The sequence below is a fragment of the Leptospira biflexa serovar Patoc strain 'Patoc 1 (Paris)' genome (genome assembly GCF_000017685.1).
GTDB lineage: Bacteria > Spirochaetota > Leptospiria > Leptospirales > Leptospiraceae > Leptospira_A > Leptospira_A biflexa.
In genome coordinates, this window is sequence record NC_010602.1 from 3,362,489 (window position 1) to 3,387,971 (window position 25,483).

Below are 25,483 nucleotides of genomic sequence, written 5' to 3' on the forward strand. Positions count from 1 at the left end.
CCAAACTGGCTGGCAGGTAACTTTTGTTATAAGAAGTAAAAATTACTTTTTTTCAAAGTCTTTATAGAGTAAGGAAGGTTGGATCCCTTGATTCGCTTGGTACTTTCCTGATTTGTATTCGCTGATTTCCCCTTCCACAGTATGGTAGAATATCTGGCAAATTTGCACACCTGAATACACACGTAACGGATGAGTCACTTGGATTTCCAAAGTCCAAAATCCTTTAAACCCCACATCTCCAAATCCAGCAGTGATATGAACAAACATTCCAAGTCTTCCTATGGAAGACCTTCCCTCTAACATGGGAACAAGGTTATGAGTTTCCGTGAATTCTATGGTTCTTCCTAAATACAAATTCCCCGGTTCAAGCAACAAACCTTCTTCCGGAATTTTTAAGGTTCGTACAGGATTTGGTTTTTTCATATCCAATGGAAATTCAGAATAAACCAATAAATCTTCGTGTAATCGTAAATTATAGGAATTTGGATTTAATAGTTTTTCATCATAGGGTTCAATTTTGATATCGGAACCGAGTCTTTTTAAAATTTCTTTGCCAGTTAAAATCAAAGTTCATTCTCCCTTAAATATTGGTTTTCTTTTTTCGGCGAAAGCTTGTAAGGCTTCTAATCTATCTTTCGATGTTAACGTTTCAGAATAACACAATTGTTCCCAAACTAATGCTGATTCCATTGGCAATTGGAACCCTTGCCGAATTGCCTTTTTCGCAGCAGAAACAGCGATAGGTGCAGATTCTGATATCTCCCTTGCTAAGGCAAGAGAAGAATCCTTAAGTTCCTCTGGATTCACAACTTTCGAAACCAAACCCCGTTCAAGTGCCTCGACACTTGTTAATTTTTTACCAGAAAAAATCCATTCCATCGCAGTTGCTTCTCCAACAATACGAGATAATCTTTGTGTTCCGCCAGCGCCAGGGATGATACCAAGTTTTGTTTCGGTTAAACCCATAATTGCTGTACTATTCGCATAACGAATATCACACGAAATTGCCAATTCTAAACCACCTCCAAACGCAAAGCCGTTAATGGCTGCAATCGTAGGGATTGGTAAGTTTGTCAATCTGGAAAAACATAGATTGATATTTCGAAGGAAAGTTTTGACTTCTGTTTCCGACATAGTCTTTCGTTCCTTTAAGTCGGCACCTGAACAGAAGGAATCTCCGACTCCCATGATCACAAGGGCTCGAAATTTACCTGATTCTACGTTTGCAATACAGTTCTGTAACTCATTCAAAAATTGAATCGAAATCGCGTTTTTTGCCTCAGGTCGATTCAATTCCATGAATGCTACATAAGAATCAATCGTTTGGAGTGAGACAGTGTTCATAGAATTTCCCGTAATGTAAAAAATAGAAATGAATCTTGGAAAAAATATCCGATAATGGAAAAAGCAGTCATGAGAAGGATTTTATACACAATCGGATTCTCACTAGTGTTTGGAAACAGTTTTTCCTGCATTAAATCGTCATCAGAAGACCCCTTGGCAGCCCTTCTGACTTCACCACCTGTGATTTCATCTGTGACCCCTCAAATCGGCACACCGACTCAAAACAATTCCAATGCATTTTATACCGCGACAGAAGTGATCATCAAAGGTGAAAATTTTGGCCTCGAACCCGTGGTTCGGTTCAATGACACAGTAGCGACGCTCTCTTTGAATTTAGGCACTGAACTTTATACGAAAGTTCCTGATGGAACATATTCTGGTTACATCACCGTTTCGAAATCAGGTGGTTCCTGTTTACCGAATTCCAAAACGGGTGTGAATTGTTCCGGAATGGAATTTTTCGTCGATTGTTACTCAGTGACAAACAAACAGTATGGACCCGAAATCGAACTCAAACAAGGCCAAGGAATATCCGTAGAATATGATGGGAATGAAACCAAGGCATTTCGAACCGATACTCTATTGTCTGAACGTAACTTGACGATTAGTTGCGAAAGTGTTGTCACAGTCCGTGTGTTTAGCCGTTCTTGCCAAGCGACAGATTACGTTTTACAAAACAATCCAATCATTCCATTTCCATCAGGAGTTGCCACGCAGTTTTATATCACCGCAGAATCAGCGACTTGTAGTTTAGTTCTCTAAAACGATTTATTTTTAACGAATCGTTTGAATACAATGAGATTGGCTGCTCCCATCCACTCATTCATATACTCGCGAAATATGGTTTCTCTCGGTTTAGAAGTTTTGATTTCAACATCAAGATTTTCATAATTTTTGATCGCCAGTTTTGAAATTTCTTTGTATTTCTCTTCGATCATTTCTGTTATTTTTTTCAGTAATGCTAAGTTATTTTTTTCTTCACCAACATTTGGTAAAATCACTTCATTCCAATAATCGATCACATGTTTTTTTACATATTCCCCTGGAATCAATCGGATGACCTTTTTACCATCGCTGCCCCTAGCGTGAACATAACCTGTGTTTACTTCCATTAAGAATTTTTTTGCAATCATGTAAAAGTGGGAAGGTCCCAAGTGAAACAAAAAAACATATTTAAATTGCGTCGGTAACATCATATTCATCAAAATGATGTTTTCACAAAAAGTAAAAAATTGTTTGAGAAAGCTTTGGTATTCTAATTCAAAGTCCTCAGCTGATTTTCCTTTTTTTTCAATACTTGTCATGGAACGAATTAATTCAGAACGTAACACTTGTTCATCTGCTCCCAAATGGGAATCCAAACTGATCGCTGTTTTGAATAAGGCTTTTTCTGCATTGTATTTATCCAATTCATATCGAAAAAAATAATGTTGGTCCGAGTTCCAAGTATATTTTCCGTAAGCTTGGATATAATTAGGTTCCCCTTCGTTTTTGATCTTTTGTTTGACAACTTTCCAATTGTCCTTTGATTTTTCCTGATGGTTTTGAATGACTTCGTCTGCTTTGTATTCAATTCCAGAATCTTCCGGTTCCAAATCTTTTGGTTTGTCATACAATGATTCATCAAAAACAGCTGATAGCCGATACGTTGTTTTATCACGATATTTTGGTTTTGTAGGTTTGAATTCACTCAAACTATTTGGATTGTCGATTTGTAAGATAAAACTCATCCTTCGAAGTAAAATTTCCAAATGATTTAGTTTTTCTAAGGCAGGTACGATTCGATAGTTGAGAAGTCCATTTTTTTGAAATTCTAAATCAGTAAAAGGATTCTCTAAAACAGCGGCTTTTAATTTCTCCCATCCTTCTTTGGTTTCAATATAAAAAAATCGCAACATCTCAAAGATCAAATGGAACTGGATGAAATCATCTCGGTTATTATCTTCGATATGCCGAGAAAAGTAACGAGAGTAATCCTTCCTTACCTGTGCAAATAAATGTTTCTCATCTAAGTTAAAGATGATCTCTTTGATTTTTTTTTGGGACTTGTCGAGTTCTTGATCGAGAGTTTTTCGAAACGGTAAAATCTCTCGTTTGTTTGCTTCCGTTAGTCCTGTTACTAGGAATTGAAGAAAACTCCCGACTATGTTTTGGAAATTATTGAGAAAGTAAACGTAACCTTTTTTAAAATCGACTATGGATTGGATTTCGTTATCACCCTCTTGAAACTCTTGCGACATACCAAGAGGATGTTACGAATAAAAGACTAAAAAAGCAACAGGATTTAGTTTGAGTAAAAGATCTCGATTAAATTTTGACTAGGATCAGCAAACGTCAAACTTTCACCAGAATCGGTTCCTTCTGGTCCTTTGATGATCTTTACATTCTTTTCTTCTAATTCGCTTATGGCTTCTGTAAAATCATCCACATCCATGACAAAACTTAGGATGGGAAGTGAACGATCAGAAACTTCTGCTTTCACCAAACGAATTCTGAAGGAATCGAGAGAAAGAATTGCCTCAGTAGCCTTCTTTGTCTCCACTTCGAAGTCAAAAATGTCCCGGTAAAAATCGATAGAGGTGTCGAGTTGGGAGACGGGGATACTGACGTGGCCAATGCCTTCTACAATAATCATAATGGAATTACACCTTCGTGAACTTTTCTGTCATCATGCTTGAAAAACCGGCTTTGTCGAGAAAAAAGCAACCCCCATCCAACAAACTCGGACGTAAAATTTGAATTCCAATTCCAAGTCAGGAAAAAAGAATCAAATTATGAAAGTATTTCGGATTTCACTCCTTGTTTTAGCCTTTTTCGCCCTCTCTTGTAAGGAGGAGGTCGTACCCTTTGGTCCACAACATCAAAAATTGGTGGAAACTCTGCTCGCGGGCAATCAATCGGTACTCGAACAATTCTTGAAAGAGAATCCAAATCCAAATTGGAAAGAATTTTCAGAAACGATTCAAAGTTTGGTTGCGAGTGACCATCCTAAATTGCGATCGTGGGGGGAACAGATATTGACTCACATCCCGACCGATCCAACCGATTTAGAATCCAGTTATGAAAAAATTTCCAAAATCCAAGAAATATTGATTCAAATCCGATCAGAAGTACCAAATCAATTGAAGTACAATCGGTTTTATTGTCCAATGGTCGATAAATCCTGGTTAATGACGGGAAGAGAAGTAAAAAATCCATACGCTCCCGAAATGAGAGATTGTGGAGAGTTAATGCAATAATTCATGCCAAAATGTTTTTTAGGTACATCACTTTTTGAAGCCTGCCCACCTAGTTGCAGGCATTCATTCGCAAAACAAGACGTAGACGAAGATTGTATTGCAAAAAACAAACTAGAAGCATTTTTACAGGACAAAGTCACTTTTAAAATTGGTTTCTCGGCATTTTCCCAGATTCCTGCAAAAAATTTGGAAAAGTTTCTTTGGACGAACAAAGACAATCTCGAACTCATTACCTATTTTTTATACATCGGCGAACCTACTTTAGTTCGCGAAATCATAGAATCGTTTTCCAATCATACTTTAAGTTATTTATTTAAAATAGATTTTGAAAATTATATGAATCTTCGTGAATCACTCAAACGTGAAAAATCAATTAAACACATGTTTGACATTCGTAGTTTCAAATATTGGACATTTGTTAGTTATTTAAGAATTTGTGATTTGATTCAATACTTTGTTCGCTATTTAAAAGAACCTGAGTATGCATGTCAATTTCTGACCATTTTACCTTCCGAAGTAGTTTCCAATTTACATAAATACACTGGTTTGGATTTTGAAGAAGAAAAATCTTTATATACTGCTTTAGGAGATTCGATTTATGAACTCCCTTTGCAATCGCCAAAAATTTATGATCATATGTTGCAACTATTTGCAGAAGATCCTGAAGTTTCCATCATTCTTTCCACTATGGAAGAATTGGTACGTAGGCAAAACTTAATCTTAGAAACCAGTGCCAAACTGACTTCTTATATTTCCGACCATCGCATCGATAAATATTTTCAGTATATTTTTTCAGAATTAAGTGGTATCGAAATTGGAACCTCAGAAGAAATATTAAATCAATTGCTTGAAAAAAAGATGATCACACCTCCTCAAAAACGTATGATCATCGATTTTCTTGAAACTGGAAAATTAGAATTATAGTATAATCTAACTTTTGCTAACGTTAATAAATATTCAACCTGAGATTTTAATTTTTTTAGCTAAATACACACTAAACAACAGACTCAATACCGAAATCATCCCTACCAATTCATAATTCACAAATTGTTTATCTGCGTTTTGGTAAAGAATTAATCCTGCGACGTAAGAAGCGGCCCCTGAAGCAATCTGTTGGATGGCTGAATTGACAGACATAAAACTCCCTCGAATCCGAGGCTCCACAGCCGATGTGACCATCGCAAAGGCAGGGACCATCCTACCAGAAACAAATACCATAAAAATGGTTGTGATAACTAAAATCATGGGAAGGGCTGTTTTTGTCATAGTGACAACCAAAATGACTGGAATGATGGCAAGAACAGTGACGATTTGATAAATAATAAATTTCCCGAATCGATCGGCTAGTTTACCAATGTATCTACTTGTGAAAAACGTGACAAGGCCACCAAAGAAGTAAATGTATGGAATCTGTTTTGTGGAAAGACCTACATTAGAAACTAAAAATGGACTTAAAAACGGAATCACTGTAAACCCACCAAACATTAAAAAGACCATAAAAATAAACGGAGGGAAATGTTCTTTTTTCTTCAAAACCAATAGTAAGGACTTAACCTGAGATTGTTTTACTTTTATGTCTGAATCGAGATGATAACGAATCGATGGTAATAATTTATAACCAAGGGGCAAAATTAAAAAACCTGCAATCCCCAAAGAAAGAAAAGGAAAATGCCATCCGAATCTTTCAGCTAGTTCTAATCCAAAAGGAACGCCCACTACCGAAGCAACAGAAAAGGAACCCATCACAACACCAGTAGCAGTGCCCCTTCGAAACACTGGTATGATATCTCCAATGATGGAAAGTACCGTGGCACCAATCATTCCCCCGAAGCCACCTGCGATCACCCGTGCGATGAGTAAAAAAACATAACTATTGGCAAAGGCACATAAAAAAGTACCAAATGAAAATCCAAAAAATAAAACGAGTAAACTCAATTTACGATCAAAGGTATCTAAAAACAAGGCACCAATCAATCCAAACACTCCGGCACTTATGGAATAGGAAGACACAAGTAATCCAAATGCCGCAGCATCAATATTAAAACTTTCCATAAATACTGGCCCAAGGGGCATCATGATCACAAAATCTAAAACATGTAAAAACTGTAATGCGGCTAAAATAAATATGATGGCTCTTTCTTTTTGGATCGTATGAAGCGGATGGGTAAGAGGTTGGCTCATAATACGAATATTGACCAGCTAGTCAAAATTGCCAAAACAATTTATTTAAGAATTGCCAAGTTTTCTAAACTGAAATAAATTTCCTTTATGAAATATGCTTTAATCACAGGTGCATCTACGGGACTAGGAAAAGATTTTGCCCATTCGTTGGCAAAACTAGGTTATACTCCAATATTGGTAGCTAGGAATGCTGACAGACTCAAAAGTCTTGCGGCCGAAATCAAACAGAAGTATGGTTTAGACGGCATTGTCATCGCAGAAGATTTATCAGTTCCAAATGCTGCTGAAAAAATTTATAAATCAGTCAAAAAGTTAAAAGTACAAGTCAGTTGTTTGGTTAATAATGCTGGGTACGGTTTAAATGGAGAATTTCACAAAAATTCATTTTCAGAAGAATCAAAGATGATCCAACTGAATGTCACTACTTTGGCGGAATTATGCCATTTGTTTTTACAAGACATGGTGACAAATAAGGAAGGATACATTCTCAACGTGGCTTCTACTGCTGCCTTCCAACCAGGACCATTGATGACAAACTACTATGCCACCAAAGCATACGTACTCTCGTTAAGCGAAGGTTTAGCGGAAGAAGTTCGAGAGTATGGTGTAACCGTTTCCTGCCTATGCCCTGGTCCCACTAAAACAGAATTTTTTGAACGAGCAAAAATGTCAGATAGTAAGTTAGTGAAATCTTCGATATTAGCAATGAACTCCCAAGATGTTGTGGATATTGGTTTAAAGGCTTTATTTGGAAAGAAAGTCGTAAAAATTCCAGGTTTTTTGAACTTTGTATTAGCAGAGTCAATCCGTGTGACGCCAAGAGCAATGATTCGTAAAATAGCAAAGTATCTAAATAAAGTTGGTTGATTTGACAAAAAATTTATTCCCGTTTTCAAATCGTTTTTCTTCGTTAGGGGAAATCCAATCTGAAAATTCTATTCATAAAACTAAATCAGATTTAATAGAATCGGGAATTCCAATCATTGAATTAGGAAATTCCAATCCAACACAATTGGGATTGGAGTTTCCACCTTCTGTTTTAACTCATATACTTTCTAACCTCAATGTAAGTATCTATGATCCAATTCCTGAAGGATTGGAATCTGTTCGAAAAGAAATTAGTTCCTTTTATACAAATCGAGAGATTCCAACAAATCCTTCCAATTTTCACCTAACAGCGAGCACTTCAGAAGCGTATTCATTTTTATTTAAATTACTAACGAATCCAGGTGATGAAATTTTAACACCAAATCCAGGATATCCCCTTTTTAGTTTTCTTGTAGGATTGGAAAACTTAAAAGAAGTCCATTACCATTTGAAAGAAGATCCTAAAACTGGCCGATGGGTATATGATGCGGAATCCATAGCGAATACGATCAGTACAAAAACGAAAGCCATCATTCTTGTCAGTCCCTCGAACCCAACAGGATCCAAAACCACAGAATCATTTTGGAAAGAATGGGAATCTTTTGGCATCCAATTGCCTGTGATTGTAGATGAAGTTTTTGAAGCATATGATTATTCTGGTGATTCTCATTTCCTACCTTCGAAACCGAATTTCCCATTATTTGTTTGTCATGGTTTTTCCAAAATGTTGGCTCTTCCCCAAGCCAAACTCGCTTGGATCTTGAATCTTTCTCCTGAGCCCCTCCAATCGGAGATTCAAAAAAAACTCAGTTTCATCACAGACACCTATCTTTCGGTAAATTCATTCATCCAATCAGCTTCTTTTGAGTTGTTACCTTGGAAAACAATGGTTCAAAATAGAATTCGAACAAGAGTTATGCGAAATATTGCAACTTGTTTAAATTTTGCACAAGGAACCCCTAAAATTAAAACTTTTCACACACCAGAAGCAGGATGGTATTTTTTACTCGAGTTCAATGTAGAAAAAGATGATGAAATTGTGGTGTTAGAGATACTAAAAGAGACCAAAGTATCCTTACACCCAGGAACTTGGTACGGATTTTCGCATAACAGGTGTATTCTTGTAATTAGTTTAATCACAGAAGAAGAAACCTTAGAAAAAGGACTCAACTTACTTCAGTTCTTTTTTAAATAATTGATGATCTCTGATTTTTTTGCCAATGCGTCCGCTTTCCCTAATTCAAATGTTTCTCTAACACCTTTGGGATTGGTGTAATCGAAGGAAGTGATGGGAAGAGGTTTGGAAGGTGTGATTAAAAACGACCTTGCTAGTAAATCGGGATCTTTTCCTACAATTGTATTTGGTTCGTAATGAATTCCTATGATTTTTGCCTTCGGAGAGAAGGTTTCGATCATCATATTGTTTGTGAGTCCTCCATCTAAGTAGTATTCGTTGCCAACGGATTGAAAGTCAACGATGGGAGGAATGGAAGAAGAATTCAAAATGAATTGCTCAATGGTTTCTGAATTTACAAAATCCTTTTCTGTAAAGTCTACATCTTCCATATTCCACTTTTTGATGATTTCTGCGATGCGGTTGGCTGGGATTCCTTCTGAGCGGTCCCTGTCATCTAATATAAAGGCCCGGCCAGTTTCTGAAATCAAACGAGCCAATCGAAATTTGTTTTTTAAAGAATCTTCTTTTGGATGTGCTTTCACAGAATGGATCCAAATTTTGGCACCCGATTCTAAAACTCGATCAAAACGCATTCCGAAACGAATGGTTCGTCGATACATATCCTCGTGTGGAAATGTGGACTCCCCACGTAACAAATTTGAAAAATGAAAATTTCTAGAATTCCGTTTGGTGATTTCTTCGAAGTATTCAACGGATTCTTCCTCTGTTTGGGACAAAATACAAAGAGCCATCGCAGCACCAGCAGACACACCAGATAACTCCGTGAATCGCACTCCCCACTCTCTCAGAGTTTTCCCTACACCCAGTGCATAAAACGCCTTACAACCTCCACCTGCAATCGCAAGTGAGGCGTCGTAAGTAGGAAATATTTTGACTAATGTTTGTAAAACTTGTTCACGGACGCCCATAAATTCGGCTAATTCTAATCCCCTTCCCAACGAAAGCATAGTGTATTGTTTTCTCCCAGAAACCTGTCAAAATACAAACTTGCACGACAATCTTCTTCCGTTGCCAGAAAGAAGTCATACCCTCCCGCAGGGTATTTGATTTTACAACAACCTTTTTTGTCTTTTCTATCAGGTGGTTGTCGAACGGATTTGTCTTGGCCTTTGAGGTCGCCAAGACTTGGGGGTAATTCCTGTCTTGGATCAGCCCACAGACTCAAAACGCTGACATAGATAAGGAAAATCGCAAACGTTGTACGCATTCTACACATGTAGACGTAAGGAACAAAGCTCATGTTCTATGATTTTTTAAAAAATAGTGAATTGTGTTCAACCGTATAAAATGTATTTCTAATGGTTTGGAAATATTTTTCTTTACCCAATTCGAAGATAGTGGATACTCTGGACACTAATTATCCTTTGGGGAAATCAATGAGCAATACAAGACTACAATACCACGCCACTGGCGGACAACTCTTCATGCTATTTTTGAAGAATATGTTTCTAACGGTAGTGACTTTAGGGATCTACAGCTTTTGGGCAAGGACCAACATCCAAAAGTTTATGGCAGAGAATTTGGAATGGGCTGGTGAACGTTTTTCCTTTCATGGAACTGGAAAAGAAAGATTCATCGGGTTTTTAAAAGCCGCAGGAATTTTCGTCGTACTTTACATCGCGATCATGATCATACTTTGGATCGCAAACAAAATTCCCGTCCCTTACTTCGCTACAATCATCGGGATCGTATTGTATTTGGGAGTGGTGTTGGCACTTGTTCCTATCATCATCGTTGGTGGTAGAAAGTACATCACTTCCCGCACTGGGTATCGGAATCTTCGATTTGGATTTGATGGTAAAATCATAGAAGTTGCAAAAATTTATGGAAAAGGGATTCTCCTCACTATCGTTACACTTGGAATCTATTATCCATGGTTTTTTGCAGAAAAAGAAGCGTACATCCAAAGCAAAACTCGTTATGGAAATACAAATTTTGGTTTTTCTGCAGATGGTAAGGAAATTTTCTTTTTATACTTAAAAGGAATCCTTCTTAGCATCGTGACAGTCGGAATTTATTATTCTTGGTTTTTGGCTGACGTCCAAAACTACATTTGGAATCGCACTAGTTTCCAAGGCAAAAAATTTAGATCTGATCTCACTGGCGGAAAGATTTTTGTGAATTTTCTGATCGCTTATTTGATCATTCTATTCACACTCGGTATTGGATTTGCTTGGGCTGTGGTTCGATTGACAAAATTGTTCATCGAATCTGTGAGTTTAGAAGCAGAAGTTGACTTCTCAACGATTTCTGCCCAACCAGATGCAACTGCAAATGCTACCGCGGAAGGATTGGAAGCACTTGCGGAAACTTTAGAAGCCTTCCTATCTTAAACATTGTTTCAAAACCAAACATTTACATCACGATATTTTAATGGTGTCTCGGCGGTCCCTGAAGAGGGGACCGTTCTTGTCCATGGCCAAACTGTCCAATTCACATCATCTGATACTCATCATAAATTAAATATTTCCCAATTTACAGAATTCACACAGACGCATAAGGGCTGTAAGTTGATTCTTCTTCCAGACGAAACCAAAGAAAGTCCAGTTTTGGAAATTTTTTGTACAAAAGCAGAATCCAAACTATTAGAAAAAATTTGGATCCAAAACAAAAAATCACAAAGTCATTCCAGTGCTCTTTTTTACTCCATTCGCGAAATGAACCCGATCGTTCTTGGAATCCTATCGCTTACGGTAGTTTCCATCGTTGGTTTTTTCTATTTTAAAGGACTAGAACTCGTTACCAATGTCATTCCTCTTTCGATGGACAAATCGTTGGGAGATTCCGTTCAATTGAAAATGGAATCGCAATTTGAAAAATGTGATTCAAAAGCAACGGATCGTTTTTTCGCAGAAGCACTTAAAAAAATAGTTCCAAAAGATAGCAAACATGAGTTTCAAGTTTCGGTGATTGCTTCCACCGTTCCCAATGCCTTTGCCTTATCCAATGGTAAAATTTATTTTTTCTCAGGATTACTGAACGAAGCCGAGTCACAAGAAGAGGTGATAGGTGTGTTAGCACATGAAATTGCCCATGTGGAAAAAAGACACCATATGCGGAATTTGGTCAAAGCTGGTGGAACTTCGCTTGCGATCAGTTTGGTGGTAGGTCCTGGTTTAGGGAATATGGAATTTTTAGAAACCTTCACAGAAATTGGTTCCACTATTTTGGTATTGAAGTTTTCCAGAGACTTTGAAACAGAAGCGGACAAAACTTCTATCGAATATCTAAAAGCACAAAATATGTCTACAGATGGACTCCTTAGTTTTTTCAAACGAATGGAAACATTGGAAAATGATGAAACCGAATCGGATCAATCTGCTACCAGTGCGAAAGAAGGTGACTCTACTGTTAGTCAAATCACAGATTTTTTAAGTACGCACCCCGCGACAAAAGAAAGGATGAAAACATTAGAGACTTTGATTCAGAAAGGTAAAAAAGGGAACATCAAAAAAGTGGTTTCTGATAAGACTTGGAATGAAGTTCAAACGGTTTGTTTGAATTTAAAAAATTCGGATTCCAAATGATCATAAATTTCCTTTAGAGTTTCACTCAAACTATGTTTGTTTTTCCACCCTAACGATTTTAGTTTTTGATTGTTACCATACACCCGAGATGTTTCGGAGGAACGAACTCTGCTTTCATCTACTAAAAATTTAATATTTTCGCCAGAAAATTTTACGAGTTCTTCTACCATATAACGGATGCTACGTTCTTCTCCAGAACAAATGTTATATATTTCTCCCGATTCTCCCCTTTCGATCAGAGTCAGATAACCAGCAACGATATCCTCCACATGAGAAAAGTCACGAGTCGGTGCTAAATCACCCACTAAAATTTCTTTTTTCCCCGCATATTTTGCTTCGATGATTTGCGAACAAAAATTTGGAATCACAAATTCTTTTCTTTGGCCGATCCCAATATGATTGAAGGGACGTGCGATCACAACGGAAACAGAAGGACTATATTCAGAGTATTGCCGACAAAATGATTCTGCTGCTAATTTGCTTCCTGCATAAGGATTGACTGGTTTTGGCAATAAGGACTCTTCCAAGGGAAGGACATCCATGTTTTGTTTTCCGTAAACATCAGCTGATGAAACGTACAACATCTTACATGGTTTTTGTAATCGATGTAAAATTTCTAAAAGATTTAAGGTGCCGCCAACATTGATTTCTTCAGTTTCCCAGGGATTCGCGATGGCATTGGGAACAAATGCCTGGGCAGCTAAATGGATCAAAATATCTGGTTGGACTTTTTTTAACTGATCCTCTACGGTTTCTCGGCTTCGAATGTCACCTTGAAAGCAATGAATTTCATAACTACCATGGGTTTTGAGTGCAGGGAGGAGATAACTTCCCACAAATCCACTGGCTCCGGTGATTAAAGTTTGTTTTTTTTTCATAGAAAAGGGAATTTTCTGATCTGACCCTAAGATTTAGTTGCCATTCTTCCAATTTTTCAAATCCTCTCAACAAAAGAAAGAAAACTGTGGAAGACAAACAGAAATTCAATCCATCCCCCTTTGTCGAAATCCGAGACCCACAGCTCAGCGTACAAGAAATTGTCGAATCTCTGGAAGCAAAGATCCCCTTGGACCCAAATCAAAACACACACTGGTCTGAACTCACAAAAATCAGCTATAAACCAGAATCCCCTCTTGGATTTCGCAAATTTGACCCAGCAGGTACTGCTCACTTATTTGAAAAAGGGATTTCGAGTCCGAAGTTTTCGAATCCCAAGTTTTGGTACATACGTGGTCCTGTTAAATACATCATCAATCGACTGATTTCCGTATACGGTCAGATTGATAAAAAACTTTCAGAAAATCGAATTCGTGCATTTTTCTCCGTTCTTCATGAATTGGTTCGTTTGGGAAAACGATTGGAACAAATGGAAAAACGATTTGATGGTTTTTATCGTGATCATTTGTTGAATACAAATCAAAAATCTTCGCCTAACTTTAGTTGGGCAACAAATTCATACTTTATCGATGCCGGTATCAATCCAAGTTGGAATCTGGCAGTTGAAGATCTAAAAGATTCAAGACAAGTTTTGGTTTTATTTCCTGAATGGGGAGAGATCTTAAAACAATTAACAATTTCTAAAATTCCCTTCCAGGCGATTACTTCTAACTCAGATCAACATGATTTTATTAAAAGAAAACTTTCGCATAACATACATTTACTAGAAAGTATTTTCCCTTTGTCTCAATTGAAAATACAGAATTTGGATATATTGGTTTATTTACCTTTAAACAAATTTCCTTCTTTTGCGATTGAAAGAATTTTTGGTGAAATCTCTGCCATTCTCACAAAAGGAAATCATATTTACTTTTCGGTCTCAATATTACCAGAAAACAACCATCGACCGTTTCGAGATTTACAAGTGACAGAAATCAACTTAGATCTTTTGCCAAATTATTTAAACACTTTGGGATTCAATTCGTTAAGAGAACTAACTGTTTCTGAGGACACAAAGGTATTTCGATATACCAAATTCTAAGATGAATGTTTTCCAACATTTAGATGAATTAAAAGATTCTGATGGTGTAGGGAATGATGCTATCGGTTTAGCGGAAGTGTTCCAAAATTTGGGATACAACACTCACTTCATCACAAGATTACCTAGAAAAGGAAAACCACTAAACAGTGATTTTCATCTAGTACAATCATTTGATTTTCCAACTCACTCGAATGATATCCATATATTGCATTATGGAGGTTCCGGTTATCCTTACACACTTTTCCAAGAACTACCTGGAATCAAAATATTAAGGTTTCATAATGTCACACCGGCAAAGTTTTACGAACACACGACAACAGAAGATATTTACCATGCCATGGAAAAATTTGAATCTTTATCCTATTTAGAAATAGCAAGTTTGTCAATTTTCTGTGACTCTGTTTGGTGTGATTCTCAATTTAACTACGATACTCTCAGTAGATATCAGTTTCGAAATCCTTACATATTACCCATTTGCAAACAATATGAAAAAATTCCAAAAAAACAGGAACTTGTGAAGAACAAGTTTTCAATTTCGTTTGTCGGAAGATTTTCACCTCAAAAAAAATGGGAAGATTTAATCACTTTTTTTTCAAATTGGGCCAAAGAATTTCCTGATGCCGAATGTTTCTGTGTTGGGTCCATCATTGGTGCATTCGATGGTTACTTTGATCGCTTAACAGAAAATGTACGAAAATACCATTTAGAAAATAAAGTTCATTTTCTTATGGGTAAACCAGATTCAGAAGTTCTATCAATCCTAAATCAATCGAGTGCTTTTGTTTCGATGAGTGAACATGAAGGATTTTGTTTGCCAATCTTAGAAGCTTTTGGTGCAGGGATACCAGTGTTTGCATATGCACAAGGAGCGATCCCTGGAACCATGCGAGAAGGTGGAAAACTATTTTTTTCGAAAGAAAATCAGTCTTTGATCCAAATCATGAAAGAAACCCTCCTTGATAAAGAAAAATATCGAACAATGATTCAAACTCAATTCAATGTTTTGGGATATTATAATCAGTTTCCGTTTGCTGAGGCGATATCAGGCATATTAAGAAGTGGTATCAAATGAACATTCACCAATTTTCTGCAGGATTCCAACTAGGTGATGCCATCTCACAAGAGATGTTGGAAATCAAAAGATTGTTAGCAAAGGAAGGTTATTCCGGTAAGATATATGCAGAAAATGTTTTATCCAGTGATCGAAAATTTGCTGAAAAAATTTCAAAATTAAACATCAAACCAAATGATGTGTTCGTTTACCATCACTCCATTCATTCTAAGGTTTTAGATTTCCTTTTACCTTTTCCCAATAAAAAAATTCTTATCTACCATAATGTAACGCCAGAAAATTTTTTTGAACCTTACGATTTACGTTTTAGTTATTTATTACGTAAAGGTAGAGAAGATTTAGAAATCATTCGAGATCATTTCCAACATTCCTTTGCAGTTTCTAATTTCAATTTATCTGAACTTAAACAACTTGGATTCAAACAAGCAAAACTTTTCCCATTACACCTCAATTTTCAAAAATGGGATCATCAGCATATAGAATCAAAAAATAAAACTTTTATTTTTCCTTCTTTTTTATTCGTAGGAAGGATCGCTCCGAATAAATGCCAAGATGATTTGATTCGCTTCGCAAGAACTTGGAAATCAATCAATGGTAACCAATTTTCTTTAAGAATGTTAGGTTTTTGTAACCCAGACCAACAATCTTATTTGGATGAGCTCAATTTTATGATTTCACAACTTGATTTGCAAAATGAAGTAAAAATCATCCCTTACGTCGATGAAACAATGGTAAAAAAAATCTATTTAGAAAGTAATTTGTTTTTATCAATGAGTGAACATGAAGGATTTTGTGTTCCACTCATGGAAGCAATGCACTTCCAATTGCCAGTTGTTGCATTCTCCGCTGGCGCTGTTCCTGAGACTCTTGGAGATTCTGGCCTACTATTTCAGAACAAAGATTTTGAAACTTTGGTTCCTCAGATAGGTGAAATTTTTAAAGATGCCGAGTATCGAAATACGATGATTTATCATCAAAATTTACATCTAAACTCTTATTTAAAATCAACAAGCATATTACCATTGTTAGAGGTAATTAAAAGCTAGATTTTATGGCAAAAATTCTTTTTATAACTCCAAGATTTTTGCAAAATGCATCTGGTGGTGCAGAAAAATTAGCGTTTGATTATGTGAATATTTTATCTCAATCGCATACTGTTACTGTTTGTACAACTGCCGCTAAAAATTATGTTACTTGGAAAAATGAATTCAAAACAGGAATCACAGAAGAGAATCAATACAAAGTAATACGTTTTTCTGTCGAAAAAACTCGGAACATCCATCGAATGAATCAAATTTTGGATCGATGTTTAAAAGCTGGCGATACCGTTTCGATGAAAGACCAAATGAGTTTTATCAAAGAACAAGGTCCCTATTCGCCCGATTTGATTGAGTATGTAAAAAATCATCAATCACAATATGACCTTGTGATATTAATAGGTTATTTATACTATCCTATTGTATTGAGTGTACCTTTATTAAAAATTCCTTTCGTTATTGTACCCACCTTTCATGATGAACCACCTTTTCGGCTTCCCATATACAAACAAACATATCAAAATCATTATTTATATAGTTTTAATGCTCCGGAAGAGTTACAAGTTTACGAAACTTACACCAGACAAAAGGTTAAAAATTATTTTTTGATCGGAACATATGTTGATGAGCCACTACTTACAGAAAAACAAACAATCTCTCATCATTCGATAGAGAACTTTCAATTATTAACAATCGGTCGCATTGAACCAGCAAAAGGATATCCAGAACTTTTTCAGGACTATCATGATTGGAAACAATTGAATCATAGATATGATGTTTCACTCAAGTGTTTGGGTTCCGTGTTTTCTATGGATGTCTCAAAAGAAAAAGACATTTTGTTTCCTGGGTTTGTATCGGAAGAAAACAAAACAATTGAAATTCAAAAATCTTATTTGTTATTGAATCCATCAGCTTATGAAAGTTTTTCTATTTCTATCATGGAATCTTGGCTCCAAGAAAAACCCGTTTTAGTCAATGGTAAATCATCTGTGATGAGAGGGCATTGTCTCCGGAGCCAAGGAGGTTTGTATTATTCTGATAAGGTCTCATTCCAAAGGATGTTGGATTATTTGTTGGATCACCAATCTATCGCAAATCAATTGGGTAAAAATGGAAGAAAGTACGTCCTCGCGAATTTTACGAAACCTGTGATCAAAACCAAACTGAATCAGATGGTTAATATGCTACTCGGTTAATTTGACCTTCAAATTCCGCAAGTAAGTAGTCATGTACTTGACCGTTGCTTGCAAGTAAACTTGGAATCATAATCGAAAAATCGTTTCCATCCATTGAAGTTAATTTTCCTTTTGCTTCCATCACAATGAGACCAGCTGCCGCCATATCCCAAGGTTTCAAACCTAATTCGTAATAACCTTCAAATTTTCCTTCGGCTAACCAACATAAGTCTAACGTCGCGGCACCAGTACGACGAATCCCACGTGATTTTTGTAAAATCGATTTATAATACTGCATTAATGTATCCAAAGACAAGTTTCGATCATAAGGAAACCCAGTGACAAAAAGGGAATCTTTCATCGCTTTCGTTTGAGATACTTGGATTTGTTTTTTCTCTCGGAAGGCACCTTGTCCTTTGATTGCATGGTAATAGGTACCCAGTTCAGGAAAAAAAACCATTCCGATGACAGGTGCCATCGATTCTGTTTCCACAACTCCCACTGAAATTCCATACAATGGCAATCCATGTGTATAATTGGTTGTGCCATCCAAAGGATCTATCACCCAAGTATAACCAGATGTTCCAGGAATGGCCCCACGTTCTTCAGCGAGGATTCCATCCGAGGGGAAATTTTTTTGAATTTCTTCCAGAATCATCGATTCTGCTTTAAGATCAGCTTCTGTGACTAAGTTGTATAAACTTTTTTCATCAACTTTTAAGTCGGATTCTTTGTGTTTTTCAACGAGGAAGTTTGCGACATTTGGTAAAAAGTTTAAAAAATGATAAGACCTATCATGTAATTCAGAAAGCATCAATACCCACCAAATTCGATGTTTTTTTTCATCGCAGTGATCTCAACATCTAAATTTAGGGTTTCGTCAGCTTTTAATTTATTTCGCACTTGTTCCGTAGTTTTAATCACTTCGCTTAACAATGAATTGAGTTCCGATTTTCTTTTGTCTGCTTCAGGTGTATTCGTATTTTGATTCACGCGAATGTATTGATTCAGAATTTTCGAAACTGTTTCTGGGAAATAATTCAAAAATTGTTTAGCTTTCCGATAGGCTAATGGATCCTCTGCTAGTTTGACACGTAAGTCAGATAAGGAATGTAAATATTCATTACATAACCCTTGCAAACCTACATCTGTTAATGATTTTGAATCCTTTTCGGTCGACAAACGATATGTATCTAACTTTTCCATTTGTGACTTGTATTCAGAAAATTCAACTTTGTCTTCGAATTTCTTCTTTAACTCATTCCAATTTTCCTTTGTTTGATGGGACGAAAAAAGAAGTGGAAAAAAACTAAATGGATAATGGTGAGGTTTTCCGATCGTTGTGCGATAAATGGCAATCCCTAAAAAAATCACATGAAGGAATGCCATCAACACATAAGAGAATACAAGCAATACTCGATCTTCACCAAACTTTGTTCCGAACCCAAAGTATCCTAGAGACAATAAAGCTTGCAGATACATTGCCTCTAATGATTGTTTGGCGGAATAAGATGATTTAGTCCGAGACAACCACATGACAAAAGGATATACCATTGCCCCTAAAGATGAAAAATAGAAGGGAAAAGGCAAAAGTGCCATGGGATAAGTCAGCAAAGTGGAAATATGGGCGCGTCTGGCCCATTTTTTTTCTTCTTGGTTTTGTTCCAATTGTACGTCTGTCATTCTATTTTGATTCCAAAAGTTTTTGTTTGATATCGGATTCGATTTTGATCATTTCTTGTTCGGCTAACTTACGTTTTTGACGCCCATCTTCTTGGATCTTTAAGGTTTCGGTAATGGTCTCTATTAGTTGTTGGTTCACATTTTTTAATGTTTCAATTTCAATGATTCCCTTTTCCGATTCTTTTGCAATCTCAACAGTTCCCGATTTCAACATCTCAGCATTTTTTTGAATGAGATCGTTGGTAGTTTTCGAAACTTGTTTTTGTGCTTCCAAGGCTTTTCTTTGGCGCATCAATCCAAGTGCGATCACAATTTGATTTTTCCAAAGTGGGATTGTATTTAAAATGGAACTTTGGATTTTTTCGACCAAAACTTGGTTTCCACTTTGGATCAATCGAATTTGAGGACCAGTTTGTAAGGAAAGAATTCTAGTGAGTTTTAAATCATGGATTTTTTTCTCGAATCGATCGACCATTTGTACCATATCTTGGTATTGCTGAGAAGCTAAGGTGTCACCTTGTGCTTTGGCTTTCTCTAACATTTCAGGTAAAATTTTATCGCGAAGCTCTTGGATTTTTTTATCACCTGCAGCGATAAAAATTTGAATCTCTTTGAAATATTCTAAATTTTTCTCGTATAACGCCTGCAATAAAGTTATGTCTTTTGTGAGATTTGTTCTAGCTGAATGCAGTTCATCGACAATTTTTCCAATCTGCGATTCCAAATCTTCAAACTTTGCTAAAAATTTGCGAGAGGCATCAAATAAGCTACCGATCAATGGAATTTTGGAAAGTGTACTCCCTTCCCCAGCAAAACTATCCATATCCAAATCTTTGATTTTGAATAATAATTGGTTAAGGAGTTCCCCCGCATAACCTGAATCCTTAGTTTTGATCTCAGAAAGAACCTTATCGGCAAAATCAGAAACCTTTGCTTGTGCTGAGGATCCATAAGAAACTATGTCATTTGGATTGTTGAGTTTAATTTGTCCGGTAAGTTCCTCAACTTTTTGAATGTCTTCTTTGGTCAGTTGTAGTTCCGGGTCATTATTTTTGAGTTCCAGCGAGTCCATGCGATTTTTCCTTTATTGTTTCTCCCAAAGATAAAATCGTTTTTTTTAATTTGAATCAAGCAGAAAAATTCATCGTGCAAAAACATGAACTAGGAAATTTATTTCTTCGAAAATGGTGATCCAAAACTACAGTTTGGTGACAATTTAATTGCAGAGATTGTTAAACTCTGATACATTCCACGAGAAAAATATGCTAAATACAAATTTGAATTTACCAACCTTTCTTCCTCACATTCTCACCGTTGATGTTTGTACTTTAGGCAATCGACTATTAGACCAAACAGATGTCCGAAACCTACTGAATCGAATCAGGGGCCGAAACCATATTCATTACTTAATCATCAAATTTTTAGTCTGCACCGGGTTGTCATTACCCGAACTCATCCACCTAAAAATCGCCGACTTTAATTCCGAAATGGATCGTTTCCATTTAAAGAACGGCGGTCGTTTGCGTAGGAGGAATATTTTCCTAGATCCAAAGTTTGCCGTCGAACTCTATCGTTACGCCTGCGAATTTTCACCAAGTGATTATTTATTCCCAGGGAGAGACGGAATTTTGCGCACAAGAACCATCCAAAAGATTCTGAAAACGGCAAGCAGGCTAATCTCGAAAGAGATCCATATTCCGTTCTTAAGAGATGTGATTGCGCTGCACTTATTCCAAAACGGATTCCCCGTTTGGGAAATCCAAGAATTTTTGGGCCACCGAACGACCCGTTCCACAAGACAGAGGATTATGTTGCATATCCCAGAGACAGAACACAATGACCCTCGACTTTTTACGAGAAACAGAAACCAAGCGGCGTAAAAATTTCTTGAACCTTTGGTGTTTTCAAGGATTCTAGTCACCAAGTAGGCTCGCTTTGGAAATCAAAACCAAAAAAATCGGAAAGCACACACTCGTTCACCTCAATGGTCGTTTAGACATCACCCATTCTGATGAGGTTGAGGCAAAATTAGCCGACGATGTGCAAAACGGGGACGGTGACATCATCATCAACCTGGAGCTTATCTCCTATATCTCCTCCTCTGGAATTCGTATCTTTGTTGGAATGGTACGAGAACTCGACAAACAAGGAAGAAAGCTCAAACTTTGTTGCATCACACCACCTGTGAAAAAGGTTTTTGATGTTGTAGAACTTTTGGATTTGTTTGAAGTTTTTGAGACGGAACAAGAAGCCGTTAATTCTCTTTCAAAGTAGACCGAACGTGGCTTACGCCTCGTTTTTTATTATATCAATTTTATACTGTCTCCAGGTTGGAATCAACATAGGTGTCCTTCCTGTCGTATGGCCTGATGAAGTACTATTCTATTCACCTGCTATCTCGTTTGCAAACACTGGACACTTAAAAACAGAAGTCCTATCAGGACTCATTCCAGGTATGGAATCCAAAACACTTTGGATGCCACCTTTTTATCTTTTGTTTTCTGGATTCACTTTAACCATTTTCCCTGATTCAATCCTTACACTTCGCATAGCAAACGTTTGCATTGTTTATTTAACTGCCTTTGGATTCTACCGATTATTAAAACGTTTTTTTATTCCTGAGTTTGGCGCACAGATTGCATTTGCGAGTTTGCTTTGGGAGCCACTTCTCTTTCGTTTTGGAACAGTCGCCAGAATGGAAGCACTCACTGCGTTTTTATTTATACTAAGTTTATTTTTTGCTACGAACAAAAAAGTAAACAAATGGAATCCTTTTTTTGCTGGAGTCTTATTATCATTGTCAGCTCTTTCTCATCCGATTGGAGCTTCATTTGGACTTGTAACACTTTTTCTGGTGTATCAAAATTTTAAATTAAAAAATATCGTCTGGTTTTTATTAGGTGGGATTTTTCCGATTCTCTGTTGGATGGTTTATATTCATCCTAATTGGGATTGGTTTCAAATTCAATTTGGGGCACAACTCACAAGAAAACAAAACTTACTCAATACATTTACCATCATTGATAAAATTAAAATTTTCTCATTTGGTTTTGGTTTTCCGAAAATCAGAATACTAATCATATTGATTCAATTATTTTTATTATCATTTTTTACATATAAACAAATCCGAAACAATGGAACTTTATTAAATTCATGGTTACTATTTTGGATATGGACCATTTCTGTGTTTGCGGCATTATACACGTCTTCAGAAGGATGGTATGTTTATCATAGTTTATTCCCATTATCTTTGGGAATGGCATTGTTAGTACAAGAAAGAACATTTGTGAATCGACTCCCTGTCATTGGGATCAGTTTATCTTTATTTGCACTTGTATCAATGCACCATATCCATTGGTCCAAAACCAATTCCCTCGAGATACAAACATCGCACTTCCAACACATTCAGAGAAGTTTGAGCCAATCGAATGCCGTTTACCTACAAAGTTTACCCGATCCTTATTTTTATCTCAAATCCAAACGACCTGACTTGGATATTTTAGAATTCATTCCAGGCGAATTAGAGATCCCCTCTGAAACATATATCAATACCATTCGTTCAAGAGATAGTTTTGTTTTTTACGATGAAACTTTGATCAATGAAACAATCAAAGACTATCTGAAGCAAGGGAGTTGGATTCGGGAAGAATGGGAAATTCCTGTTCCATCCAACCATTGGTTGCACTACAAAACCATTGTTTATACGAAGAAGTAATTCATTTCGTTCTACCAAATGAAGGTAAAAGAATTAGGAATTTAAATCCGCTAAAATCTTTAATCCTTTTAATGTCATCATAGGATCAATTTCATCAAATACTTGGTTATGCGATGCATGAATCGTAGTGACAAGTCCACCTGTCCCAACTACCACATAATCTCCTGGGTGTTCGTCTTTAATGGCTCGGACAATTTCTTTCAAGAGTCCAATCCAACCAAAGAAAAATCCAGCTTGGATTGATTCTACAGTTGAATCACCAAGTACATGTTTGGGAGATCCGAAGACAATTGGTGGAAGTTGAGCCGTATTTCTTGTTAAGGCATCCATAGATATTTTTAAACCAGGTGCGATGACTCCACCAATGTATTCAGGTTTTTCGCTGATGACACAAAATGTAGTCGCTGTTCCCAAATCGACAAGAATCGCTTTTTTACCTGGATACATTTTTGCACAATAAGCAGCGTTTACTAACCGATCGGCTCCGATTTCAAATGGTCGTGGATAACTGATACCGAAATTTAAATTCATTTGGTAATGAACTCGGAGTGGATTCACATCAAACCAATCTTCTAACATTCTTTCAACAATTGGATTGAGTGAAGGAACAACACTGGAATAAATCGCTTTTTTCACTCGATCAGCTTTTACGTTTTCTTGAGTTAAAAATCCTTTCAAAAAAAGTCCAAGTTCGTCTGAAGTTCGATCCCTTCGCGTAACAGTTCTTTTGTGAAAATCAGGCGTTTCTTCACCTTCTCGAAAAACTCCAAATACAGTATTGGTATTCCCAACGTCGATAACAAGTAATAGTGGTGATTCTGACATTTATATTATCCGAAATTTTGGTGACGTGTCCATCAGTTCAATCTTTTGACCAGTTTCAGTCATAATGAGAAGGAATCCTAATTCATCAATTCCCAAAACTCTTCCTCTCACGATTCTTTGGTCCCACTCAGTTTCTATGACCTTGTTTTTTAATAAAGAATGATCTTCGATCCAAACCAAATCCTTTAATACTTGGCTCTGGTCGAGGAGAGTGATCACTGCTTGGTTGATTTCGACTACCAGCTGATTGGCAAATCTTTCCAATTCACCTTCACTTAATTGTTTTTCACATAAAAATGAAGCCTTGTCCGCTAATGGTTCAGGAATCGTTTGCCCAAAAAAATTTAATCCAATTCCAATCACAACGTCATAAACGCCGTTACTAAATTCAGACTGAATTAATATCCCTGCCACTTTTTTATCATCTTTGTAAATATCATTCGGCCACTTGATCGTAGTGTCATCTAAACGTTTTGGGAAAAATGAATAGATTGTTTTGAGAAGGGCTGAAGACACAAATATCGAGACGAGAGGTAAGGAAATTTCTGCTGCAGAAAGCCTGATTTTTCCTGAAAAAATGAATGGCTCTTCACCTAACGATTGCCATGAGTTTTGTCCCCGACCTTTTCCTTCCGTTTGTTCTTCCGCGATCACCCACGATCCAAATGGAATTTCTGGATTTCGGATCCATTCATTGGTAGAGTTTACGGAAGTGATCCTATGCCCTAATTCAGGTTTTAAGAGACGGTATTGCATTTGAGTCTTTTTCCTAAATGATTCGGATTGACGAAACTAAAAAATAGATTAGATTCAATGTATGAAATTATCAGGAAACACGATTTTAATTACAGGATGTGGAATGGGGATTGGTGCCTTAACCGCAGAACGATTGGCAAAAGAAGGAAATGATATCATAGGTGTCGATATCAATGTATCCCTTTTAAAAGATATCCAATTGAAAGTGGAATCACTCGGCAGAAAATTTTATGGATATGCTTGTGATATGTCCAAAGAAGGACAAATTGAAGCACTGATTCAAAAAATTAAAAAAAAACAACTCAACTTTCGAATACTCATCAATAATGCAGGCATCGCACCCAGCGGTCCTTATGAAGGTAAGGAGTTTTCTGTTTGGGAAAAAGCTCTTCAAATCAATGTCAACGGACCAATGAAGTTGGTTTATGAATCCTTGCCGATCTTAAGAGCGCAAAAAGAGGCTTGCATTATCAATTTGGCAAGTATTGCCGGAAAATTTGGAACAGAAGGAACTGTTACTTATTCTGCCACCAAACATGCAATGGTTGGATTTTCTCAAGCCTTAAAGATGGAGTTATATGAGACTCAAATCGGTGTTAGTTGGATTTGTCCTTCTATGGTAAAAACTAGAATGATTGATGGGGTAAAACCTTCCTTTTTTACGCCTATCATCGAACCTGACCAAGTCGCTAAGGCAATTTGTAAGGCCATTCAAAAAAATCCTGGTGAGGTGCTTGTTCCATCCTATCTCCGATCCACAATTGTCATCATGCCAGCTCTATTCCCCAAATTTTCCCTATGGCTTGCTGTGAAAACAAAAGCTTCAAAAGGTTGGTTACTCGCCAACAAGGGACTTGAGAAAAATATTCCTGTTTAGAGGATAGGT

At 36.7% G+C, this 25,483-nt stretch carries 28 protein-coding genes; 15 read left to right on the plus strand and 13 right to left on the minus strand.

Annotated elements, in window-relative coordinates; translation table 11 throughout:
* Positions 1 to 42 precede the first annotated feature (42 nt).
* Both dcd and LEPBI_RS15905 read right to left on the minus strand, forming a co-directional pair.
* On the minus strand, positions 43 to 567 hold the full coding sequence (gene dcd / locus LEPBI_RS15900; protein ID WP_012390167.1) for a dCTP deaminase: 525 nt from the start codon (positions 565 to 567) through the stop codon (positions 43 to 45).
* A gap of 3 nt (positions 568 to 570) precedes the next feature.
* On the minus strand, positions 571 to 1,344 hold the full coding sequence (locus LEPBI_RS15905; RefSeq protein ID WP_012390168.1) for an enoyl-CoA hydratase-related protein: 774 nt from the start codon (positions 1,342 to 1,344) through the stop codon (positions 571 to 573).
* A 69-nt stretch (positions 1,345 to 1,413) separates the two neighbouring features.
* Here LEPBI_RS15905 and LEPBI_RS15910 point away from each other — a divergent pair, with 69 nt between their 5' ends.
* A complete protein-coding gene (locus LEPBI_RS15910; RefSeq protein WP_041770084.1) occupies positions 1,414 to 2,106 on the plus strand; it encodes an LIC10067 family putative lipoprotein in 693 nt (230 codons plus the stop codon).
* Here LEPBI_RS15910 and LEPBI_RS15915 read toward each other — a convergent pair.
* Both LEPBI_RS15915 and LEPBI_RS15920 read right to left on the minus strand, forming a co-directional pair.
* Positions 2,103 to 3,584 (minus strand): hypothetical protein, encoded by a 1,482-nt coding sequence (locus tag LEPBI_RS15915; protein WP_012390171.1) that lies wholly within the window; start codon positions 3,582 to 3,584, stop codon positions 2,103 to 2,105. The two genes, LEPBI_RS15910 and LEPBI_RS15915, sit on opposite strands and share 4 nt — an antisense overlap.
* A gap of 44 nt (positions 3,585 to 3,628) precedes the next feature.
* Entirely contained in the window at positions 3,629 to 3,979 is a 351-nt protein-coding gene (locus LEPBI_RS15920) for a VOC family protein (protein WP_012390172.1), read from the minus strand.
* Between the two features lie 139 nt (positions 3,980 to 4,118).
* Between LEPBI_RS15920 and LEPBI_RS15925 the strand changes: the two genes are divergently transcribed.
* On the plus strand, positions 4,119 to 4,583 hold the full coding sequence (locus LEPBI_RS15925; RefSeq protein WP_012476441.1) for a DUF3347 domain-containing protein: 465 nt from the start codon (positions 4,119 to 4,121) through the stop codon (positions 4,581 to 4,583).
* A 3-nt stretch (positions 4,584 to 4,586) separates the two neighbouring features.
* Entirely contained in the window at positions 4,587 to 5,507 is a 921-nt protein-coding gene (locus LEPBI_RS15930; protein ID WP_012390174.1) for a hypothetical protein, read from the plus strand.
* 33 nt (positions 5,508 to 5,540) lie between these two features.
* On the opposite strand, the gene LEPBI_RS15935 is transcribed toward LEPBI_RS15930, so the two are convergent.
* Positions 5,541 to 6,764 carry an MFS transporter gene (locus LEPBI_RS15935; protein ID WP_012390175.1) on the minus strand — a complete coding sequence of 408 codons (1,224 nt, stop codon included), beginning with the start codon at positions 6,762 to 6,764 and terminating at the stop codon, positions 5,541 to 5,543.
* 87 nt (positions 6,765 to 6,851) lie between these two features.
* Here LEPBI_RS15935 and LEPBI_RS15940 point away from each other — a divergent pair, with 87 nt between their 5' ends.
* A complete protein-coding gene (locus tag LEPBI_RS15940) occupies positions 6,852 to 7,631 on the plus strand; it encodes an SDR family NAD(P)-dependent oxidoreductase (protein ID WP_012390176.1) in 780 nt (259 codons plus the stop codon).
* Position 7,632: 1 nt separating this feature from the next.
* Positions 7,633 to 8,826 (plus strand): pyridoxal phosphate-dependent aminotransferase, encoded by a 1,194-nt coding sequence (locus LEPBI_RS15945; RefSeq protein WP_012390177.1) that lies wholly within the window; start codon positions 7,633 to 7,635, stop codon positions 8,824 to 8,826.
* Here LEPBI_RS15945 and LEPBI_RS15950 read toward each other — a convergent pair.
* Positions 8,808 to 9,776 (minus strand): patatin-like phospholipase family protein, encoded by a 969-nt coding sequence (locus LEPBI_RS15950; RefSeq protein ID WP_012476442.1) that lies wholly within the window; start codon positions 9,774 to 9,776, stop codon positions 8,808 to 8,810. The two genes, LEPBI_RS15945 and LEPBI_RS15950, sit on opposite strands and share 19 nt — an antisense overlap.
* Positions 9,752 to 10,036, minus strand: coding sequence for an LIC_11321 family protein (locus LEPBI_RS15955; protein ID WP_012476443.1), 285 nt, complete (start codon positions 10,034 to 10,036; stop codon positions 9,752 to 9,754). The genes LEPBI_RS15950 and LEPBI_RS15955 overlap by 25 nt, the downstream gene beginning before the upstream one ends.
* A 169-nt stretch (positions 10,037 to 10,205) precedes the next feature.
* Between LEPBI_RS15955 and LEPBI_RS15960 the strand changes: the two genes are divergently transcribed.
* Both LEPBI_RS15960 and LEPBI_RS15965 read left to right on the plus strand, forming a co-directional pair.
* A complete protein-coding gene (locus tag LEPBI_RS15960) occupies positions 10,206 to 11,162 on the plus strand; it encodes a YjgN family protein (RefSeq protein ID WP_187148062.1) in 957 nt (318 codons plus the stop codon).
* A 3-nt stretch (positions 11,163 to 11,165) separates the two neighbouring features.
* On the plus strand, positions 11,166 to 12,356 hold the full coding sequence (locus LEPBI_RS15965; protein WP_012476444.1) for a M48 family metallopeptidase: 1,191 nt from the start codon (positions 11,166 to 11,168) through the stop codon (positions 12,354 to 12,356).
* Here LEPBI_RS15965 and LEPBI_RS15970 read toward each other — a convergent pair.
* A complete protein-coding gene (locus LEPBI_RS15970) occupies positions 12,314 to 13,234 on the minus strand; it encodes a GDP-mannose 4,6-dehydratase (RefSeq protein ID WP_012390182.1) in 921 nt (306 codons plus the stop codon). The genes LEPBI_RS15965 and LEPBI_RS15970 overlap by 43 nt on opposite strands.
* 86 nt (positions 13,235 to 13,320) lie before the next feature.
* On the opposite strand from LEPBI_RS15970, the gene LEPBI_RS15975 reads away from it, so the two are divergent.
* Genes LEPBI_RS15975 through LEPBI_RS15990 form a run of 4 tightly spaced genes read left to right on the plus strand, consistent with a single transcriptional unit; the run spans position 13,321 to position 17,639 of the window.
* Positions 13,321 to 14,334, plus strand: a complete 1,014-nt coding sequence (locus tag LEPBI_RS15975) for an LIC_10202 family protein (protein ID WP_012390183.1) — start codon at positions 13,321 to 13,323, stop codon at positions 14,332 to 14,334.
* Between the two features lies 1 nt (position 14,335).
* Positions 14,336 to 15,406 (plus strand): glycosyltransferase family 4 protein, encoded by a 1,071-nt coding sequence (locus LEPBI_RS15980; protein ID WP_012390184.1) that lies wholly within the window; start codon positions 14,336 to 14,338, stop codon positions 15,404 to 15,406.
* Positions 15,403 to 16,452: a glycosyltransferase family 4 protein gene (locus LEPBI_RS15985; protein WP_012390185.1), complete on the plus strand. Its 1,050-nt coding sequence runs from the start codon at positions 15,403 to 15,405 to the stop codon at positions 16,450 to 16,452. The genes LEPBI_RS15980 and LEPBI_RS15985 overlap by 4 nt, the downstream gene beginning before the upstream one ends.
* A gap of 5 nt (positions 16,453 to 16,457) precedes the next feature.
* Complete coding sequence (locus tag LEPBI_RS15990; protein ID WP_012390186.1) at positions 16,458 to 17,639, plus strand: glycosyltransferase; 1,182 nt, start codon at positions 16,458 to 16,460, stop codon at positions 17,637 to 17,639.
* Here the strand turns inward: LEPBI_RS15990 and LEPBI_RS15995 are convergent.
* From LEPBI_RS15995 to LEPBI_RS16005, 3 genes are read right to left on the minus strand one after another with little or no spacing between them, the layout of a single operon-like run.
* A complete protein-coding gene (locus tag LEPBI_RS15995; RefSeq protein ID WP_041769909.1) occupies positions 17,620 to 18,432 on the minus strand; it encodes an inositol monophosphatase family protein in 813 nt (270 codons plus the stop codon). The two genes, LEPBI_RS15990 and LEPBI_RS15995, sit on opposite strands and share 20 nt — an antisense overlap.
* Positions 18,432 to 19,301 (minus strand): magnetosome magnetite crystal formation protein family, encoded by an 870-nt coding sequence (locus LEPBI_RS16000; RefSeq protein WP_012476445.1) that lies wholly within the window; start codon positions 19,299 to 19,301, stop codon positions 18,432 to 18,434. Before LEPBI_RS16000 ends, LEPBI_RS15995 begins: the two co-directional genes overlap by 1 nt.
* 1 nt (position 19,302) lies before the next feature.
* Positions 19,303 to 20,373: a toxic anion resistance protein gene (locus LEPBI_RS16005; protein WP_012390189.1), complete on the minus strand. Its 1,071-nt coding sequence runs from the start codon at positions 20,371 to 20,373 to the stop codon at positions 19,303 to 19,305.
* 190 nt (positions 20,374 to 20,563) lie between these two features.
* On the opposite strand from LEPBI_RS16005, the gene LEPBI_RS16010 reads away from it, so the two are divergent.
* The 3 genes from LEPBI_RS16010 to LEPBI_RS16020 are packed head-to-tail and all read left to right on the plus strand — an operon-like array spanning position 20,564 to position 23,016.
* The gene (locus LEPBI_RS16010) at positions 20,564 to 21,181 is read left to right on the plus strand and encodes a tyrosine-type recombinase/integrase (protein ID WP_041769910.1); all 618 of its coding nucleotides are present in this window, start codon (positions 20,564 to 20,566) and stop codon (positions 21,179 to 21,181) included.
* Positions 21,182 to 21,236: 55 nt separating this feature from the next.
* The gene (locus LEPBI_RS16015; RefSeq protein WP_012390191.1) at positions 21,237 to 21,575 is read left to right on the plus strand and encodes an STAS domain-containing protein; all 339 of its coding nucleotides are present in this window, start codon (positions 21,237 to 21,239) and stop codon (positions 21,573 to 21,575) included.
* A 7-nt stretch (positions 21,576 to 21,582) separates the two neighbouring features.
* Positions 21,583 to 23,016: an ArnT family glycosyltransferase gene (locus LEPBI_RS16020; protein WP_012390192.1), complete on the plus strand. Its 1,434-nt coding sequence runs from the start codon at positions 21,583 to 21,585 to the stop codon at positions 23,014 to 23,016.
* Positions 23,017 to 23,049: 33 nt separating this feature from the next.
* On the opposite strand, the gene LEPBI_RS16025 is transcribed toward LEPBI_RS16020, so the two are convergent.
* Positions 23,050 to 23,841, minus strand: a complete 792-nt coding sequence (locus tag LEPBI_RS16025; protein WP_012390193.1) for a type III pantothenate kinase — start codon at positions 23,839 to 23,841, stop codon at positions 23,050 to 23,052.
* Positions 23,842 to 24,597: a biotin--[acetyl-CoA-carboxylase] ligase gene (locus LEPBI_RS16030; protein ID WP_012390194.1), complete on the minus strand. Its 756-nt coding sequence runs from the start codon at positions 24,595 to 24,597 to the stop codon at positions 23,842 to 23,844.
* A gap of 61 nt (positions 24,598 to 24,658) precedes the next feature.
* Here LEPBI_RS16030 and LEPBI_RS16035 point away from each other — a divergent pair, with 61 nt between their 5' ends.
* Complete coding sequence (locus tag LEPBI_RS16035; RefSeq protein ID WP_012476446.1) at positions 24,659 to 25,474, plus strand: SDR family NAD(P)-dependent oxidoreductase; 816 nt, start codon at positions 24,659 to 24,661, stop codon at positions 25,472 to 25,474.
* The last annotated feature ends 9 nt before the right edge of the window (positions 25,475 to 25,483 follow it).

Coding starts and splice junctions, on each gene's coding strand:
- LEPBI_RS15905 (WP_012390168.1), bottom strand. CDS start 1,344: ATGAACACTGTCTCACTCCAAACGATTGATTCTTATGTAGCATTCATG.
- LEPBI_RS15910 (WP_041770084.1), top strand. CDS start 1,414: ATGAGAAGGATTTTATACACAATCGGATTCTCACTAGTGTTTGGAAAC.
- LEPBI_RS15915 (WP_012390171.1), bottom strand. CDS start 3,584: ATGTCGCAAGAGTTTCAAGAGGGTGATAACGAAATCCAATCCATAGTC.
- LEPBI_RS15920 (WP_012390172.1), bottom strand. CDS start 3,979: ATGATTATTGTAGAAGGCATTGGCCACGTCAGTATCCCCGTCTCCCAA.
- LEPBI_RS15925 (WP_012476441.1), top strand. CDS start 4,119: ATGAAAGTATTTCGGATTTCACTCCTTGTTTTAGCCTTTTTCGCCCTC.
- LEPBI_RS15930 (WP_012390174.1), top strand. CDS start 4,587: ATGCCAAAATGTTTTTTAGGTACATCACTTTTTGAAGCCTGCCCACCT.
- LEPBI_RS15935 (WP_012390175.1), bottom strand. CDS start 6,764: ATGAGCCAACCTCTTACCCATCCGCTTCATACGATCCAAAAAGAAAGA.
- LEPBI_RS15940 (WP_012390176.1), top strand. CDS start 6,852: ATGAAATATGCTTTAATCACAGGTGCATCTACGGGACTAGGAAAAGAT.
- LEPBI_RS15950 (WP_012476442.1), bottom strand. CDS start 9,776: ATGCTTTCGTTGGGAAGGGGATTAGAATTAGCCGAATTTATGGGCGTC.
- LEPBI_RS15955 (WP_012476443.1), bottom strand. CDS start 10,036: ATGCGTACAACGTTTGCGATTTTCCTTATCTATGTCAGCGTTTTGAGT.
- LEPBI_RS15960 (WP_187148062.1), top strand. CDS start 10,206: ATGAGCAATACAAGACTACAATACCACGCCACTGGCGGACAACTCTTC.
- LEPBI_RS15970 (WP_012390182.1), bottom strand. CDS start 13,234: ATGAAAAAAAAACAAACTTTAATCACCGGAGCCAGTGGATTTGTGGGA.
- LEPBI_RS15980 (WP_012390184.1), top strand. CDS start 14,336: ATGAATGTTTTCCAACATTTAGATGAATTAAAAGATTCTGATGGTGTA.
- LEPBI_RS15985 (WP_012390185.1), top strand. CDS start 15,403: ATGAACATTCACCAATTTTCTGCAGGATTCCAACTAGGTGATGCCATC.
- LEPBI_RS15990 (WP_012390186.1), top strand. CDS start 16,458: ATGGCAAAAATTCTTTTTATAACTCCAAGATTTTTGCAAAATGCATCT.
- LEPBI_RS15995 (WP_041769909.1), bottom strand. CDS start 18,432: ATGCTTTCTGAATTACATGATAGGTCTTATCATTTTTTAAACTTTTTA.
- LEPBI_RS16000 (WP_012476445.1), bottom strand. CDS start 19,301: ATGACAGACGTACAATTGGAACAAAACCAAGAAGAAAAAAAATGGGCC.
- LEPBI_RS16005 (WP_012390189.1), bottom strand. CDS start 20,373: ATGGACTCGCTGGAACTCAAAAATAATGACCCGGAACTACAACTGACC.
- LEPBI_RS16010 (WP_041769910.1), top strand. CDS start 20,564: ATGCTAAATACAAATTTGAATTTACCAACCTTTCTTCCTCACATTCTC.
- LEPBI_RS16025 (WP_012390193.1), bottom strand. CDS start 23,841: ATGTCAGAATCACCACTATTACTTGTTATCGACGTTGGGAATACCAAT.
- LEPBI_RS16030 (WP_012390194.1), bottom strand. CDS start 24,597: ATGCAATACCGTCTCTTAAAACCTGAATTAGGGCATAGGATCACTTCC.
- LEPBI_RS16035 (WP_012476446.1), top strand. CDS start 24,659: ATGAAATTATCAGGAAACACGATTTTAATTACAGGATGTGGAATGGGG.